General features: G+C 62.7%; 18 protein-coding genes. 1 reads left to right on the top strand and 17 read right to left on the bottom strand.

Annotated features, from left to right (window positions below):
- Positions 1-29: 29 nt before the first annotated feature.
- From GO988_RS22115 to GO988_RS22045, 16 genes are all read right to left on the bottom strand, one after another.
- A complete protein-coding gene (locus GO988_RS22115; protein ID WP_157569747.1) occupies positions 30-1,016 on the bottom strand; it encodes a nucleotidyl transferase AbiEii/AbiGii toxin family protein in 987 nt (328 codons plus the stop codon).
- Positions 1,001-1,750, bottom strand: a complete 750-nt coding sequence (locus tag GO988_RS22110) for a type IV toxin-antitoxin system AbiEi family antitoxin domain-containing protein (protein ID WP_198172998.1) — start codon at positions 1,748-1,750, stop codon at positions 1,001-1,003. The genes GO988_RS22115 and GO988_RS22110 overlap by 16 nt, the downstream gene beginning before the upstream one ends.
- Positions 1,751-2,042: 292 nt before the next feature.
- Complete coding sequence (locus GO988_RS22105) at positions 2,043-2,501, bottom strand: DUF305 domain-containing protein (RefSeq protein WP_144853241.1); 459 nt, start codon at positions 2,499-2,501, stop codon at positions 2,043-2,045.
- Positions 2,502-2,566: 65 nt separating this feature from the next.
- On the bottom strand, positions 2,567-2,776 hold the full coding sequence (locus GO988_RS22100; protein WP_144853242.1) for a heavy-metal-associated domain-containing protein: 210 nt from the start codon (positions 2,774-2,776) through the stop codon (positions 2,567-2,569).
- A 140-nt stretch (positions 2,777-2,916) separates the two neighbouring features.
- Entirely contained in the window at positions 2,917-3,252 is a 336-nt protein-coding gene (locus tag GO988_RS22095) for a four-helix bundle copper-binding protein (RefSeq protein ID WP_144853244.1), read from the bottom strand.
- 47 nt (positions 3,253-3,299) lie between these two features.
- On the bottom strand, positions 3,300-3,968 hold the full coding sequence (locus tag GO988_RS22090; RefSeq protein ID WP_198172997.1) for a helix-turn-helix transcriptional regulator: 669 nt from the start codon (positions 3,966-3,968) through the stop codon (positions 3,300-3,302).
- 13 nt (positions 3,969-3,981) lie between these two features.
- On the bottom strand, positions 3,982-4,620 hold the full coding sequence (locus GO988_RS22085) for a class I SAM-dependent methyltransferase (protein ID WP_157569745.1): 639 nt from the start codon (positions 4,618-4,620) through the stop codon (positions 3,982-3,984).
- Between the two features lie 30 nt (positions 4,621-4,650).
- Positions 4,651-7,872, bottom strand: coding sequence for an efflux RND transporter permease subunit (locus GO988_RS22080; protein WP_157569744.1), 3,222 nt, complete (start codon positions 7,870-7,872; stop codon positions 4,651-4,653).
- Positions 7,873-7,875: 3 nt separating this feature from the next.
- Entirely contained in the window at positions 7,876-9,021 is a 1,146-nt protein-coding gene (locus GO988_RS22075; protein ID WP_144853253.1) for an efflux RND transporter periplasmic adaptor subunit, read from the bottom strand.
- Positions 9,005-9,616, bottom strand: coding sequence for a hypothetical protein (locus GO988_RS22070; RefSeq protein ID WP_144853255.1), 612 nt, complete (start codon positions 9,614-9,616; stop codon positions 9,005-9,007). The genes GO988_RS22075 and GO988_RS22070 overlap by 17 nt, the downstream gene beginning before the upstream one ends.
- A complete protein-coding gene (locus GO988_RS22065; protein WP_198172996.1) occupies positions 9,616-10,854 on the bottom strand; it encodes a TolC family protein in 1,239 nt (412 codons plus the stop codon). The genes GO988_RS22070 and GO988_RS22065 overlap by 1 nt, the downstream gene beginning before the upstream one ends.
- Positions 10,855-10,946: 92 nt before the next feature.
- On the bottom strand, positions 10,947-11,468 hold the full coding sequence (locus GO988_RS22060) for a heavy metal-binding domain-containing protein (RefSeq protein WP_157569740.1): 522 nt from the start codon (positions 11,466-11,468) through the stop codon (positions 10,947-10,949).
- Positions 11,469-11,503: 35 nt separating this feature from the next.
- Complete coding sequence (locus GO988_RS22055; RefSeq protein ID WP_157569738.1) at positions 11,504-12,325, bottom strand: DUF305 domain-containing protein; 822 nt, start codon at positions 12,323-12,325, stop codon at positions 11,504-11,506.
- A 51-nt stretch (positions 12,326-12,376) separates the two neighbouring features.
- Positions 12,377-13,324, bottom strand: a complete 948-nt coding sequence (locus GO988_RS22050) for a heavy metal-binding domain-containing protein (protein ID WP_157569736.1) — start codon at positions 13,322-13,324, stop codon at positions 12,377-12,379.
- A gap of 49 nt (positions 13,325-13,373) precedes the next feature.
- The gene (locus GO988_RS24515) at positions 13,374-13,505 is read right to left on the bottom strand and encodes a hypothetical protein (RefSeq protein WP_262885720.1); all 132 of its coding nucleotides are present in this window, start codon (positions 13,503-13,505) and stop codon (positions 13,374-13,376) included.
- Positions 13,506-13,633: 128 nt separating this feature from the next.
- Positions 13,634-14,107 (bottom strand): hypothetical protein, encoded by a 474-nt coding sequence (locus GO988_RS22045; RefSeq protein WP_157569733.1) that lies wholly within the window; start codon positions 14,105-14,107, stop codon positions 13,634-13,636.
- A 388-nt stretch (positions 14,108-14,495) separates the two neighbouring features.
- Here GO988_RS22045 and GO988_RS22040 point away from each other — a divergent pair, with 388 nt between their 5' ends.
- On the top strand, positions 14,496-15,344 hold the full coding sequence (locus tag GO988_RS22040; protein WP_157569732.1) for a hypothetical protein: 849 nt from the start codon (positions 14,496-14,498) through the stop codon (positions 15,342-15,344).
- A gap of 80 nt (positions 15,345-15,424) precedes the next feature.
- Here GO988_RS22040 and arsB read toward each other — a convergent pair whose 3' ends face one another.
- Positions 15,425-16,510, bottom strand: coding sequence for an ACR3 family arsenite efflux transporter (arsB, locus tag GO988_RS22035; protein ID WP_317164951.1), 1,086 nt, complete (start codon positions 16,508-16,510; stop codon positions 15,425-15,427).
- Positions 16,511-16,583: the final 73 nt, after the last annotated feature.

The following is a 16,583-nucleotide window of genomic DNA, read 5'->3' as shown; positions in this document are numbered from 1 at the left end:
AAAAGGCGCTGGGTTTGTTTTGCGACAGCTTATAGCCCGTCGTAGCTGCGCAGCAGCTGAGCTATCCGCCGCATGGTGAGCAGCATCTGGTCAAAGGCGGGAAGTTGACTGTGCAGCAGCCCCGGTAAATCCCGCTCGTAAGGCTGTTGAAGCTGGCGTAGGTTCGCCGCCTGCTCGGTGTAGGCCCAGCAGGCTGTCAGGGGTTGGGTTTTCCATTCCCGGGTGGGGCCAATGACGCCGGCTCGCGCATCGTCGCGCTGTACGGCCGCCAGCTGCTGGGCCAGGCCGGGGCCAGCTAGCAGGGCTACTATCTCGGGGTGGCTGGCCAGCTGCTGCAAGTCGTAGAGGTGGCGCACCTTGCGGCCGGCCGCCGCGACCGGGTCTGTTTCGTAGGAAACTCGCACCAGGGCCATTATTTTCTCGGCAAACGTGCGCGCGAGGCTTAGTACGTTGAAATCGAATGCTTCCAGGCCGTATTCCCGCACGGCTTCCGGTTGCCCCTGGTCGAGCAGGTACTGCCCCAGGTAAGATAGCAGCGGGCGCTTGCTGTGCGGCTCGGGCTCGCCGAAGGCCGTTATCTCCAGCAAGATGTGCTCCGTAGTGGTCGGCACCGGGTCGGTGAACAGGTGCGGATACTGGTGATACACCAGCCGGTTGTGGCCGCGTTTGCTGGTCAAGCCGGCTAGCTCCACTTCCGGCAGGTCGCCGGCTGCGGTTTTATGAATTTCTCGGATGAGCTTTTTCAACGCGCCGTCACGTTGCTGCTCCTGTAGGATGACGGCCAAATCTACGTCTTCCGAGAACCGCTCGATTAGCCCATAGGCCTTGGAAAGCGACGTGCCGCCCTTGAACACGACCTGCTCGGCAACGGTCGAATCGGCAAGGTTGCGCAGCACCCACGTCACCCAGTAGTCTTTCTCAATAAAGCTTTGCCGCATGCCCCGCGCCGTCGCGGTAATGGTAATCAGGTTGCGAAAGTCCTGCTCTTGGGTATGCAGGGTCATTGGATTCGCCATGGCGCACGGTTAGGTAATACCTGCTCAGACAGGCCAAGCTTGTAGGAGGTTAGGGGATTTAAACCAGCTTTTAGCTTGGTGGCCAGCTTGTTTTCGCCCAGCCCTTCCAGCAGCGCGCCCAGTATGGCTCGAGTGGCGGGGTTATAGCCCTGCGCCAGGCGAACCACCTTGGTTTTGTCAGCTGGGGGCAGCTGGTTTACCTGCTCGCGCAGGCGTGGCAGGGCCGTCGCCGGCGAGGTGTCGGGTAGGCGTTTGAGCTGCCGCAGGGCGTCGAGCAGCTGGCGCAGCGTCACTTCCTCCAGCTTCACCTCGCCCCGACTCTGCACAAAGCGCACGCGCACGTTCCCGACTTTTTTGGGTCGGCCCGGCCGGGAAGTAGCGATTTCGATTTCCTGGGTCACCTGCGTAGTCAAGCCCAATCGATTAAAGGCGGCTACCCCGGTCGGGTAGCCCCGTAGTTTCTTGTTGGACGCTTGCAGGAGTACTTGCAGCACCTGCTGCTCGGAAACCGGCACCGGTCCGAACCGGCTTTGCAGGGGTAGGCGATAGGTACCCTTAGTAACCTGTTGCACCACCCCTTGCTGGCGCAGCCGGCTCAGATTCACGGCGACGGTGCCCGGCGCAATACCCAGGCCGGCAAAGTCACTATAGCGCACGAGCGAGCCCGGCGCAAGCTGTTGCAAGCGGTTGAGCATCTTCTGGCGGGCAGTTGTCGGTCTGGTTGGCTCTGGCATTGGTCGCGGCCGGTAAAGATAGCAAAGGTGTAAAGTTTTTTTACTGCAAAACATTACAAATCGCTCGCTCTACTTCTCGGCGACTCATCGTCTGTAATCAGTAGCTAGCCCCCTCAAACGGCGGGCTGGCGCTCGGTGATAGGCGGCGTGGCTACCTGGCAGCCCACCTCGTTTGGCAAAACCTACGCCGTGTACGGGGAGCTGTTCATCTCTTCTCCATGGCCTGGGCCTGGTAGCTCGACGGGTTCCGGCCCGACTGCTTCGATGTTATTGGGGGCTTACCTGCACGATGCTACTGCTTGTGCTTTAACCGGGCCAACATACGCTTCATTTGGCCAATTTCGCGTTGCTGGGCGCTGATGATGCTGTCGGCCAGCGTACGTACTTCGGGGTCTTGGATGGTAGCGCGCTTACTGACCAGGATGGCAATGGAATGGTGCGGAATCATGGATTCCATAAAGCGCGTGTCATTGACCAGCGCTTGACTGCGCAGCAGGGCCAGCGTACCCAGGAATACGGCCACGCAGCCAGCGGCAATGAGCCGATTTTTGCCCGGTTCCAGGTACATGTGCCGCATAAAGCCCAGCATTAGCAGCCCCATTGCCGACACCATGAGTGTGGTCATGTAGAAGCGGTTGATACTGGGGTAGATATGGTCCCACTCGTAGGTGTTCAGGTACGTGATGACGTGCATGACCACGAAGGAGGCGGCCAGCATCAGGAAAAAGGTGGTATAGCTGCTTTTCTTCATCGGTGCTGGAAATAAAAGCGCCCGGCAAAATGCTGCCGGGCGCGGTAATGAACTAGGTGCCAAGCTTACGCAGCTTGAATCCGGAAACCGGCCTGCTCGACGGCGTGCACTACTTCCTCTGGCGTGAGCGTAGCCGAGGTAATGGTTAGAATCTTACTGGGGTTAGCCGTATCGACCTGCCAGTTGCCGGTTCCGACCTGCTGGTTAAGAGCCGGCGTAACGGCCTTGAGGCAGCCGCCGCAATTGATATTGGTGGTGAAGCGCAGGGTTTTCATGACGAAGTGGGGTGAGGGTACCCGAACCGGGCCCATGGCAATACAACACGCAAAGCGGTGGCCAAAGTGGCCCTCAAAGGGTGTAGAATTGCGCTCCTGGCTTGCATGATTTCCGGCGGCCGTTCGCCACTATCACCAGCCTAGGCCGCTTGCAGCCCCTGGCGGCAGGCTTCTTCGCAGCGGCGGCAGGCTTCGGCGCACGCCTGGCAGTGCGGCATGTGGGTGTGCTGGGCGCACTCGTCGCCGCAGGCCTTGCACACTTCGGCGCACTCGCGCAGCAAATGAGCAGCGTGCTCCGAACCGCGGGCCACTAGCCGGGCCGTCAGGGCGCACACGTCGGCGCAGTCACGGTCGAGGCTGATACAGCGGGCCATCATCTTTACATCGTCTTCCTGCAGGCAAGCGGTAGCGCAGTGCTCGCAGGCGGCAATGCAAGCGTTGAGGGCGTCGAGGAGAGATTGGTTTTGAGCGTGCATGAGTAAAAACGTTAAAGTGGAGCAGGGTAAGCCGCAGCTATTCTTGCTTATACCCGCCGTGCTTGGCCTGGTTTTATATCAATTGCCTCAAGGCTTGCATCATTTAGCGCTGGGGCTTCGGTTTCGGGCTGGAGGCCGACTGCCACCTGCTGGCGGTAGGCTGACGGAGCACACTGCGCAAACCGCCGGAACTGCCCGGAAAAGTGCGCCAGGCTGCCGTAGCCCAGCTGCCGGGCTATGCGCCCGATGTCGAGCCGGGAAGTCGCCAGCAATTCCTGGGCATAGGCCAGCCGTTGGCAGGTGATGTAGCTGAGGAGGCTTTCGTGGCCGGGCAGCTGGGCAAAGGCCGTATGCAGGCGGCGGCGGCTGAGGCCTATTTCCAGGGCCAGGGCGGGAATGAACTCGCGGTGCCGCAGCGTGTTGCCGGATTGCCGCAGCAGCTGGGCCACGGCCAGCTTCACCCGGTCAACCAGCGCCTGCGTGGGGCTTTCCAGCAGGGCAAAGCCAGCCGTGGCCAGCGCCTGGCGAATGCGGGCCCAGTCGAGCTGCTCGGCTGGGCCCATAACCATTGCGGCGCCCAGCCGCACCTCCACTACCTGCAGCCCCAGGCTTTCCAGCTCCCGCCGTACTACCCGAATACCCCGCGCGCAGACCATGTGCTTGATGTAGAGCACACAGCCGGCATCTTCAGGAAGGGTGGATAAGGGAAGCCGCATAGTATCGGATGGGCTAAGCTGCCAGGCGCGATACAAGCCGCCGGAAGGAGCAGAAAAGGAAGTTTTGGGTCGTTTCAAAAGGCGTAACATGGTCCTCGGTCCGGCATCGGATTTTCGTAAATCCGCGTGCTAGCGTCGCTGCCAGCTCCTGCTCGTCGTATTGGTGCACCTCCAGGCCGCTGCACTTCGTGGGGCCCGCCGTCGAGAAAGTGCCAATGGTCAGGTAGCCATTCGGCCGGATAGCCGCCTGAGCCAGGGAGAGGTAACGGGCGATTTGGTCGGCCGTCGTCAGAAAATGGAACGTCGCCCGGTCGTGCCACACATCGAACGGCACGCTGGGGGTAAAGGCCAGCACATCCGATACCACCCACGTTACCTGCTGGGCGCGGGCCCCTAGGCGTCGGCGCGCTTTGGCCAGGGCCGTGGCTGAGATGTCCAGCACGGTAATATTCTGGTAGCCCTCCGCTACTAAAAAGTCCACCAAGCAACTGTCGCCACCGCCCACGTCAATAATCCGGGCCTGCTTGTCAAGTGGGAACGAGTGAATGAATTCCAACGAGGTAGCCGGCACGGGTTGGGTCCAGCTAACCTGGTCGGGCTGTTTAGTGGCATACACCGTTTCCCAGTGCTGCTGCGCATTCGACGTGGACATAGTAGTGAGCGTGAAGGGTTGGCTAATAGCTTAATAAGTCCGGCCTACTGGGCTCAGGTCGGCGGGCGGCGTCAGGGGCTGGGCATCCAGCTCCGGCGGGTGGGCCTCGAGGCTGACCTCGTGGTGGCCGCGCTGGTACTGGGCCAGGGCCCTAGCGCCGAAAAGCCAGAACACGACCGGCGTCACCACGATGTCGAGGAAAGTGGAGCTGAGCAGGCCGCCGAGGATGACGGTGGCCACCGGGTAGAGGATTTCCTTGCCCGGCGCGTCTTTGGCCAGCGTGAGCGGCACCAGGGCTAGGGCCGCCACCAGGGCCGTCATCAGCACCGGCACCAGCCGTTCGAGCGAGCCCCGGATAATCATTTCCTTGCTGAACTGCTCCCCTTCGTGCTCTACTAAGTGAATGTAGTGCGAAATCATCATGATGCCGTTGCGCGAGGCAATGCCGGTGAGCGTGATGAAGCCCACCAGCGAGGCAATGCTGAACGTGCCGCCCGTGAGCAGGACCGCCACCACCGAGCCGATGAGGGCCAGCGGAATGTTGAGCATAATCTGGCCCACCAGCAGCCCCGACTTGAAGTGCGCGTACAGCACCAGGAAGATGCCGGCCAGCGAGAATAGGCTCAGCCAAAGTATCTTCTGCGAGGCCGACTGCTGGCTTTCGAACTGCCCGCCGTAGGTCAAGTAGTAGCCCGCCGGCAGCTTCACCTGCTGGTTGATGCGGGCCTGTACTTCCTTCACCGTACTGCCCAGGTCGCGCCCGGCCACGTTCATCGAGATGGTAATGCGGCGCTGGGTGTTTTCGTGGTTGACGGTGTTTGGGCCGGGCTCGTAGCTCACGTCAGCGACCTGACTTACCGGAATCAGGGCCCCCGAGGGCGTTTCGATGCGGGTCTGGGCGATGGTGGCGATGTCGTTGCGCTGGGCTTCGGGCAGCTTTACGATGAGGTCGAAGCGCTTCTGGCCGTCGAGCATCTGCGACACCACGTCGCCCTGAAACAGCGTTTCCAGCGTGGCCACCACCTGGCCGCGCTCCAGACCGTAGGCCCGCAGGGCGGCGTCGCGGGGACGCACCAGCAGCTGCGGAATCTGGACCTGCTTTTCGACCTGCAGGTCTACTACACCAGGCACCGCGCCGGCGGCCGTGCGGATTTCGTTGGCGTAGCGGCGCAATTCCAGCAAATCGTTACCAAATACTTTAATCGCTACCTGCGCCCGCACGCCGCTCAGCAGGTGGTCGAGGCGGTGGCTGATGGGCTGGCCGATATTGACGTTAACGCCCGTAATCAGGGCCAGGCGCTGGCGCAGGTCGGAGAGGATTTCCTCCCGGCTGCGCATCTTTTTTCCCACTTGTTTCAACTCAGCCTCCGTTTTGAAGGCCACCTCGATTTCGGAGTTGTTCACCGACTCAGCGTGCTCGTCCAGCTCGGCGCGGCCGGTGCGGCGGGCCGTGTAGGCCACTTCCGGCAGCTGCAAAATCTGCTCCTCTCCCAGGGTGCTCAGCTTATTGGACTCGGTGAGCGAGGTGCCGGCCGGGGCTGAGAAATTGACCGTGAGCGAGCCCTCGTTGAAGGGCGGCAGAAACTCAGTGCCGAAGAAGGGCACCAGCGAGGCCGCCAGCGCAAACAGCAGCCCGGTGACCGTGAGCACTACTTTCGGGTGGGTCAGGCCCCAGTTGAGCAGGCCCGTGTCCTTGCGCTTGAGCCAGCGCACGAGGCCACCCTCCTGCTCGGCGGCCCGAATCTGCTTCATCTTGGGCAGCAGGTAGTAGCACAGTACCGGCGTCACGGTGAGCGACACGAACAGCGAGGCCACGATGCTGGTGATGTAGGCGATGCCCAGCGGCGCGAAAATGCGCCCCTCCATGCCTTCGAGCGCGAACAGCGGCAGAAAGACCAGCACGACAATAATCGTGGCGTACACAATCGAGTTGCGCACTTCCGAAGAGGCGGCGTAAATCACCTGCAAGGCTGGCTTAGGGTTCGGGGAGTGCTGATTTTCACGCAGTCGTCGGAACACGTTTTCCACGTCCACAATGGCGTCATCGACCAGCTCGCCGATGGCGATGGCTAGCCCCCCTAGGGTCATAGTATTGATGGAAATGCCCGCGAAGCGGAACACCAGCGCCGTGACCAGTAGCGATAGTGGGATGGCCACCAGCGAAATAAAGGTGGTACGCACGTTCAGCAGAAAGGCAAACAGCACGATGACCACCAGGATGGCCCCGTCGCGCAGGGCCTCTTCGACGTTGGTAATCGACGACTCGATGAAGTCGGCCTGCTTGAACAGGCGGGTGTTCACCTGCACATCCTTGGGCAGCGAGGGCTTCAACTCGACCAGTGCTTTTTCCACGGCCTGGGTCAGGCCCACGGTGGCGGTGCCGGGCTGCTTTTCGATGCTCAGAATGACGGCGGGCTTGCCGTTTACGCTACCGTCGCCGCGCTTGAAGCGGGCCCCGAAGGCCACGTTGGCTACCTGCTTGACGCTGATGGGCGAGCCCTCGCGGTAGCCGACGATGATGTTCTCGATGTCAGCCACCGAGCGCAGGCGGCCCAGGTTGCGAATGAGTACCTCCGAGCCGTTGCGGTCGAAGAAGTTGCCGGTGGTGTTGAGGTTGGAGCGGCGCAGCGCCTCCTCTACCTGCGTCACCGTCAGGCCCGTGGCGTTCAGCCGGGGCATGTCCAGCAGCACCTGGTACTGTAGGTTATCACCGCCGATGGGAATGACCTGCGCCACGCCGGGAATGCTGAGCAGGCGCTGGCGCACGGTGTAATTGGCCAGCGTGCGCAGGTCGGCCGCGTTGGTCTGGCTGCCCCCCGAGAGGCCCACCAGCATTATCTGGCCCATGACCGAGGAAATTGGCCCCAGCACGGGCGTGATGCCGGTGGGCAGCTGCCCGCTGACGGTTTGCAGCTTTTCGGCCACAATCTGGCGGGCGGTGAAGATGTCGGTACCGTAGTCGAACTCCACGAATACCATGCCCAGGCCGATGGCCGAGTTGGAGCGCACGGCCGCCACGCCGGTGGCCCCGTTCAGGGCCGTTTCCACGGGCAGCGTCACCAGGGCTTCCACTTCTTCGGGGGCCATGCCGGCGGCCTCCAGGAACACGGTCACGCGGGGTCGGTCCAGGTCGGGCAGCACGTCCACGGGCAGCTGGCGCGCCGTGTAGGTGCCGGCGATGAGCAGGCCCACGGCAAAGGCCAGCATGAGCAGGCGGTTTTGCAGGGCAAAACGAATGATTTTATCGAGCATCCGCTATTGGTTGAGGTAGATGGATTTGAGCTGGTAGGTGCCCACGCTCACCACCCGGTCGTTCTCGTTCACGTCGCCACCCAGCAGCACCGTCTGCTCGCCGTTGGCCGAACCCGGCTGCACGTAGTGGATTTTAAAGGTTTCGGGGTCGGTGTGCACGAAGACCACCGGCTTGCCATTCAAATCGGTCAGGGCCGAGGTAGGAATGACCAGCTGCTTCTTGCCGCCGCTGCGGCCCAGCACCTGCACGTTCACGGCCTGACCGGCGCGGAACAGGTTGGTGCCCGTGTTGTCGAGTTCAAGTACTAATTGGCGGGCCTGGTTCACCGGGTTCACCACGTTGCTGAATACCACCAGCCGGGCCGGGGCGCTGCCGGTCTGCCCCTGCAGGCCTTCGACCTGAAACTGGGCCCCGGCCGGAATCTTGTCCAAATCCTGGGCGAACACCTGGGCTTCGACCCGCAGCTTGCCGGGGTTGAGCACCCGGAATAGCTCGTCGCCCTGGCTCACCTGCTGGCCCACGGCGAGGGTAAACACGTCCACCGTGCCGCTGATGGGCGAGGTAATCGTGACGCGGCGGGTGCGGGCCTGCCCGTTGAGAATGCCGGCGTTCTGACGGGCCTGGCGTAGGCGCAGCTCGGCGGCCACTACGTCCTTGCGGGCGGCGATGTCGGCGATGGTTTGCAGGCGGGCGTAGTCCTGCTGGGCGGCGCGCAGCTCGGCCTGGGCGTTGGCCCGCTCGGTGCTGAGGCCAATCTGCTGGGTGGCGTCGAGCGTCTGGTCGATGACGGCCAGGGCCTGCCCGGCGCGCACCACTTGGCCCACTTTGGCCGCCAGACTCACGATGCGCCCGGTCTGGGGCACTACTACCCGGCCCTCACCGCCCGCCGCCGCCGATACGGTACCGTAGAGCGTGAGGCGGTTGTAGGTGTCGGAGTAGCCGGCCAGGGCCGTGCGCACCCCAAACAGGAACTGGCTTTCCTTGGGCAGAGCTACGGCATCGGTCAGGGCCACACCGGTCGAAGCCGGTGCGGCTCCGCCGTGGTCTTCGCCGCCGTGGGCCCACAGCGCGGCGGGCGGGGGCAGCAGCACGGAAAAGGATAGGCTGAGGGCGGCCGTGGCGGCGAGAAACTTATGCGTGGTTTTCATAAACAGCGGGCGTTGAAGTGGGGACGGCCGCTACTGGGCGACGGCGGCGCATAACCAAAGCGGTGGCGGCGATGCCCAGCGCGAAGGCTCCGAAGAGGAGCAGCACGGTTTTCCAGGAGCTGATGAGGGCGGGAGCCGAGGCGGCCGGGGCCGCCGCCACGGGCAGCAGCTTGCCGACTTCGATGCCCGAGAGCAGCATCAAATCGGCCTTGTCGCCGGCCACGATGTTCACGGCCAGGCTGTATTTCTTATTGGCCGGAAACACGCCCTCGACCAGGTAGGCCCCCGGCGACTTTTCGCTGACGGCAAACTTCAGGTCGGCCGCTTCCGGGCAGGTCACGGTCAGCTTAGCCCCCTTGATGGGCGCGTTAGTAGCGTAGTCCGAGATAAAAAGGCGCATGTCCGCGTCTTTGCCCTTGGTCAGGGGCTCGAAGCGCAGCAGCAGCTCAAAGCTCTCGGAGAGCGCGGCCACCGAAAACGTGGTAGCTACCGCCCCGGCCGAGGGCTTGGCCGCGTCGCCGTGGTCTTCGCCGCCGTGGGCGCGGGCTCCGGTGGCCAGCAGCAGGGCCAGCAAAAGCAGGAGAAGGTTCTTCATTATTGTCCCCGCAGGTAGTTAAGTGCCACGATGGCCTGACGGTAGTCGCGGATGGTCGTCAGGTAGGTATTCTGAATGGTAAAGGCCTGGTTGAGGCTCTGAATCAGCACCAGGTAGCTGATTTCACCGGCCTTGAACAGGCGCTGCGACTGGCTGATAATGGCCCGCGACTGGGGAAGGCCCGTCTGCTCGTAGTAGGTGAGCGAGGCGGCAAACTTGCGCGTGTCGGCCAGGGCCTGCTGGTACTGGGTGCCCAGGTCGAGGCGCTGCACTTGCAGCTGGGCCTGGGCGGCCTTGCTGCGCGCCGTGGCCGCTTGCAGCTGGGCGCGGTAGGTCCAGAACCAGATGGGTATCGACGCGCCAAACTGGAAGCGGTACCGGGTGGGCGAGTCGCCGTAAGCCTGGTTCTGGTAGCCTACCGTCAGGGCCGGGGTGCGCCGGGCGCGCACCAGGCTAATGCCCGACTGGCTCAGGGCCACGCTCTGGCCGTAGTAGGCCAGGGTGGGGCTCAGGGCCACGGCGGCGCTGTCCTGGGTGGGCAGCGTGCCCAGCAGCTCCGCACCAGCGCGGGCCAGCTCGGGGCCAGTCTGGCGCAGGTCGGTGTCGGCCGTCAGGTTGGCCTCGGGCGCTCCTACTAAGAGCCCCAGCCGCCGCTGGGCCGAGCGCTGGTCTACCACGGCCTGGTCGAGCTGGTTGCGCACCTGCCGGGCTTCGGCCTCGGTGCTCACCCGCTGCAAGGCCGTTACCTCGCCGGCCTTAAACAGGCGGTCGGTAGCCACTTGCAGCGTCTGAAACAAGCTGTCCTGGTAGGTGAGCTGCCGCACCTGCGCTTCCGCAAATTGCAGGCTCAAAAAGGCCTGGCGCACATCGCGGCGCACGGTGGCCCGGTTCACGTCGAGGCCCCGCTCGGCCAGGGTGATGCCGGCCTGCGCGGCCTGCGCCTGCCGGCGGTACACGGTGGGGAAGTCGATGGTTTGCACCACGCCCGGCGCCCACCGCTCGCCCGTGGGCGCGGAAAACAGAAAGTCTGGGTTGGTGGGCGAAAAGCTGCCGCGCTTCAGGGCGCGCTGCTCCGCGATTTCCTGCGCCGACTGGCGCAGGCGCGGGTGCCGGCGCAGGGCCTGCTGCTCGGCGCTATCCAGGCGCACCACGACCTGCTGCGCGCCCGCCGGCCCGGCCGCCAGCAACAGCAGCAGCAAGAGCCCGGGCAGGCGATGGAAAATGGGAAGGTGATTCATAGGCATTGGTTAGGCCGCTTGTCCCCTCCGCCGGCAGCGGCCAGCGGAGGGGAGCGGTACACAGGGGCGGCCCGAACGCGGACCACCAGCAGCTAGGATTTCTTGACCAGCGCCATGCCGCACTGCGGGCATTTGCCGGGCTCGGTGGCGGCTACTGCCGGGTGCATGGGGCAGGCGAAGGCTGCGCCCACCGTCTTGTGGGGATGGGCCTCGTCCAGTTTGTCGAAGCGCACGGTCAGGGCTTTGCCGTCGGCCGTGTTCAGCGTCACGATGGCCGTGCGCACCTTGGCCCCGGCGGGCAGCTTGGCCGTGAGGTGGTCCTCACCGGCCGGGGCGAGCGGCACGGTTACGGTCGCGTTGGTAGTCAGCTGCACCAGCACCGAGCCACTCATGCCCTTGTTGGGCACGGCGCTCATCTTGGCTCCAAGCAGGTAGAAAGCCAGCTCGGTGGGCTGGGCGACCAGTTCGAGGTGGTAGGGGCTGGCCGAGCGCACCACGCCGCCGTGGGGGGCGACGTGGGCGTGGGTTTCACCCGCCGCCATCTCAGCGTGCTGGGCGTGGGCAAGAGGCGCGGCGGCCAGCAGGGCCAGCGCGGCGAGGAAGGTGCGAAGCATTGGGAAGGGCTGAGCTAGAGGGGGTAGGAGCAGGATTAAGCCTTTTTCAGGTCCATGCCGCACTTCGGGCATTTGCCGGGCGCGTCGCCCTGGCCCCCGTCGTTCATCGGGCACACGTAGGCGGCGGCGGTCGTCTTCATTTTGCCCTCGTTCTTGGCGTGCCAGTCCTTGAACTGCTGGATTTCCTGCTGCTGGGCATCAATCATCATTTTGGCCATCTCCTTGAGCTTGGTATCCTTGCCGTGGGCCAGCTCCGCTTTGGCCATGTCCACGGCGCTCTGGTGGTGCACCGTCATCATCATATTGAAGTTCATGTCCGGGTCGGCCACCAGCTGGGGCATGTTTTTCATCATGCCATCCATCGAGGCCTTCATCTGGGCAGTGAAAGGGTCGGCCGGGTCCTGGGGCTTGTAGTTGGTCGGGGCCGAGTCCAGGCGCTCGGCGATGGGCTCCAGCTCGCCGATTTCCTTCTGCTGGTCGGCCTTGATTTTTTCGGCCATCTGGCGCATGGTGGCATCCTTGCCGTCGCGCAGCTCGATGTCGGCCATGGCCACCGCCCCCTTGTGGTGCTCCAGCATCATGTGGGCAAAGTCGTGGTCGGTGTTGCCCTTCATCTTCATGGCGTTCATCTTGGCCATCATGTCGTTCATAGACGCCATCAGGGGGGAGGTGCCGGCCGCGCCATCCGCCATTTTGGAGTGGTCCATGCCGGCCATATCGCCAGCGGCAGCAGTGGTATCGGCCTTGGCCGAACTCGTTTCGGTAGCCGTGTTATCAGCTGATTTATCGGCGTTGCAGCTGCCTAGCAGCAGGGTGCCCGAGCACAGGGCGGCGAGGAAAAAAGCGGACTTGTTCATGGGGTTTGGGTAAGAGGTGGTGGTAAAAAAGGGGGGGGGTGACGATGCCGGTTAGGCCTGCACGTTAATGGTGAAGTCGCTGGTGTGAATCTGCCCGCCGTGGTTGAATTGCAGGAACACGCGGTAGAGGCCGGGCTTTTCGAAGTTGGTATTGAAGCCGATGACGGGGCCCTTGTCGGCTTGGTCGTTGGGGTGCACGTGCAGGTAGCGCTCGGTGTCCTCGCTGATGACCACGACGTGGCCCAGCGCCCCTAGGTACTTGTCGAGGTCCGTCACGGGCTGGCCGTTCTTGCTAAGGCTGATTTTCATGCCCAGCAGCTGCCCGACTTTCAGCGCCTTGTCAAAGGAGAGGGTGGCCTGGTAGCCATCCTGGCGCCACTGCATCTGGTCTTTGCTGAACTTGACGGGTGTGTACTTGGGGCCCTGCACGCTCACCACCTGGCGGCCGAGCTGGTGGCCGCTGCCAGCGGGCGTGTAGTCCTGAAACAGCACGTAGTCGCCGCCCTTGGGGAAAGTGAAGGCGGCCTTGTAGTTGCCAGCGGCCGTGAACTCGGGGTGCTCGTGGTCGAACACCGAGAGGTCCTTGCGGACGATGATGAGGTGGATTTTCTTCTCGTGCACCACGGCCAGCGGTACCGGAGCCTTTTCATTGCCGAGTTCCTGCGGGGTGTAGGTGAGCGTCGCCGGCTGGCCGGCCACCAGCTGCATAGGCTGGGGCTCGAACTTCATCTGGTAGCTTTTGCCATTGCTTACCTGGTCGTTGTGGACTAGCTCCATGCCGCACTTGGGGCACTTCTCGCCGGGCTTGGTACTGGTCACCTCTGGGTGCATGGGGCAGGCGTAGGTGTGGCCCCCGGCGTGGGCAGCGGTGCTGTCGGGCGCGGTGCCGGTGGGCGTGGTAACGGTGTTGGTGGCGCTGCTGCTGGACGAATCCGAGGAGCAGCCGGCAACGGCGAAAATGCTGGCAGCGGCCAGCAGCGGAACAAGAATGCGATGCATGAAAACGGGTATGGGATGGGAAATGCGGGGCCGAAAAGGCCGTTGGGGCCTACGCCTGCCACTGCTGCCAGAGCACGAAGCCCAGCGCGGCAGCCAGCCCGGCGTAGAGCAGGTAGGACAGCCAGCGGCGGCCCGGCCCACGGGGGGGCAGCGCGCCGGCCTCCTGACAGCAACTCTTCATTGCGGAGGAGGAAAAACCAGGAAAATGGGGGGAGGGGGCGCGGCCTAGCCACGCGGACGAGCAAACGAAAAGGCCCGCCCCGGACATAGCATAGCTATGCCGGCGCGAGCCTTAGCGCGTCGGAAGAATCAGACAGTCAGCGACTGGATGAAAATGCGGATGTCAGGTATTTTGGGCTTGAGCTGCCGGGGCGAAACCAGGACAACGGTAGCCGTGCGGTCCCACTTGCCAGCCAGGGGCCGAAAATGAAACTCGATTGCCGCCGGCAGCACAGCCGGGGCAGGGATAAGCAGGTGCTTCTGAGCGGGCGTGGTCAGCGAGGACAGCAGCGAAGCCGACTTATCCTTGCAGCAGTCGTGGCTGCGGGGCGACTTGGCCGGGTGGCCATCGTGCTTGACCTGGTGCTCGGCTACCGCGCCGTGCCCGTGGCAGCCGGGGTGCGCCGGCTTCTGGGCTTCGTGGTGGCGCATGGCCGCCATCGGCGGTGCCAGCAAGGTAAGATTTACCGTCGCGCACCAGCACTGCCCCACGAACACGTTGACGAAGACGAGCAGGAAGCTCGTCGCCAGCAAACGGCGGAAAGGGTACAGGCTACGGAACATAACGGGCGCTAAGCAGCCGCAAAATTAGGTTTTCTCCCGAGAGGAAATGGGCTGCTTCCTTACCCGCGAAGCCGCAAAAGGGTTCCGGCAGCTAGGTCAGGCTTATGGAGATGCAGGAGTAAAAAGGCCTCCGTGAGTGCCCTAGGGCGTTTTGCTGAGGCAGCCGCCAAGCGTCGGGTGAGTACTTAGTGCAAAATTATGCAAGTATGTGACGTGATTTTATAAGCATGTCGCTGGTAACTGCCTGATAATGCCGCAGGGCTTCGAAAATAAATTTTAGCCTTTTTCCAAGCGGTGGGGTGGATTTCGTATTCATTGGTGAGCGGGGTTATCAGGACCTGATTCTTGGTGCCCCAATCAATAACTTTATTTTTTACCCCTTTTACCTATGGCAACTACGCCAAAAATGCTGGGGCTTTTACAAGAGAAAGCCCAAAGACTTGGTATCGCTACCGATGCGATACTGCAATCAACCATCCAGTTCTACTGGTACAACGCCGACGACCAGTTTGAGGCGCTCGGCAGCGGCGTGCTGCTGACTGTTGAGAGCCGCTACTTCGTGGCCACGGCCGCCCACGTCATGAAGGGTGCTACCGCCAACACCTACGTGGTGCTGGGTGGCTACGAAATGAAACTGGCTGGCCGGTGGTGCTCCACAAGCACCATCGTCAATGACCTAGCCGTGCTGGAGCTGAGCGACGCGCCGCAAATAGCGGAGTTGCAGCAGGCCTACCGATTCCTGACGCTGGATGACCTGACCCTGAAGCTGGAAAGCCTTACCGGCAACTACCTGCTGGTGGGCTATCCGGCCACCAAGACTAGGGTCTACGGCGGCGGGGTGCATCCGAAGCCCTATTTTCTGCAAGCGCCGGAGGCAACCGACTTCAACCTTGCTAGCAAAAGTCTGCAACGCGCTGCCCACCTCGTGCTCAACGCTACGGGCCTGGTAGTGTCCGCTACCAACCCCAACCCTCACAAAACCCCGGAACTGGAAGGCGTCAGCGGCGGCGGCGTGTGGGATACCTGCAACTACCTGCTGCGCGACCCGGCCCAGGAGAAAAAGCTGGCGGGCATCATCACCGAGGAAGTGAAGAGTAGCCGTGGCCGCCTGCGTCACTTATTAGTTACGCGGACGGCCGTACTACTGGAAGTCATGCGGCGGGGCTTTGACTTGAACCTACCGGCATCTACGACCATAAAGACCAAGGCCAAACCTGATTATTTGGCTGTTCCGTAGCTGGTGGCGTCTAAAACGCAGATACTATGGGGCCCGACAGGAAGCGTAAACTTCTGCTGTCGGGCCCCGGCGCGTTGAAGCTACTGGCTAGTGTACCAGCGGCGGCGGAACCAGAAGGCGACGTTTACTAGGGCAATCAGGGCTGGCACCTCAATCAACGGACCGATGACGCCGGCAAAGGCTTGCCCTGAGTTCAACCCAAAGACCCCAATGGCTACGGCAATGGCCAACTCAAAATTGTTGCCGGTGGCCGTGAAGGCGATGCTGGCGTTTTCAGCGTAGTCAGCCCCCAGGTACTTGCCGGCCGCGAAGCTGAGCACGAACATAATACCGAAATAGAGGGCCAGCGGAAGGGCAATGCGCAGCACGTCGAGGGGAATCCGCACGATGGTTTCGCCTTTCAAGCTGAACATGACCACGATGGTTAATAGCAAGGCAACCAAGGTAATTGGGCTAATGGCCGGGATATACACCCGCTCATACCACTCGTTGCCTTTGAGACGGCGCAGCACTAGGCGCGAGAGAAACCCGGCCGCGAAGGGGATGCCCAGGTAAATCAGCACGCTCGGGGCAATGTCACCCATGCTGATGTTCACGGCGTAGCCTCTCAGGCCGAAGTGCGGGGGTAGGACCGTGATAAAGAGCCAGGCCAGCACGGCGTAAAACAGCACCTGAAAGATAGAATTGAGGGCCACCAGGCCGGCCGCGTACTCGCGGCTGCCGTCGGCCAGGTCGTTCCAGACGAGTACCATCGCAATGCAGCGGGCAATGCCAATGAGAATCAGCCCCATCATGTACTCGGGCTTGTCGGGCAGCAGCCAGATAGCCAGGAAAAACATGAGCAGCGGCCCCACTAGCCAGTTCAGCACCAGCGACAGCCCGATAATGCGCGTGTTTTTAAAGACCGTGGGCAGTTGCTCGTACTTGACCTTAGCCAGCGGCGGGTACATCATCAGAATCAGGCCCAGGGCCAGCGGCACGTTCACCGTGCCCACCGAAAAGTAACTTACGGCGTCGTTGATGCCGGGCACGAAATAGCCCAGGCCTACTCCCAGGGCCATGGCCAGAAAAATCCAGAGCGTCAGCCCCCGGTCGAGGCCCGAGAGCTTCTTCTGGGCGATAGCCGTTGGGAGCGGCGCGGAAAGTGATTGGGGAAGCATAGTCATGAAAAAAAGAGGTTAAGCGACGCCCACGCTCGGGCTGCGGCGCTCCATTTGCACCGTATTGCGCCACACGCCG

It is taken from the genome of Hymenobacter ginkgonis (assembly GCF_009755225.1).
GTDB lineage: Bacteria > Bacteroidota > Bacteroidia > Cytophagales > Hymenobacteraceae > Hymenobacter > Hymenobacter ginkgonis.
Note: the sequence above shows the minus strand (reverse complement) of the source record. Positions and strands in the feature narration are given on the sequence as shown.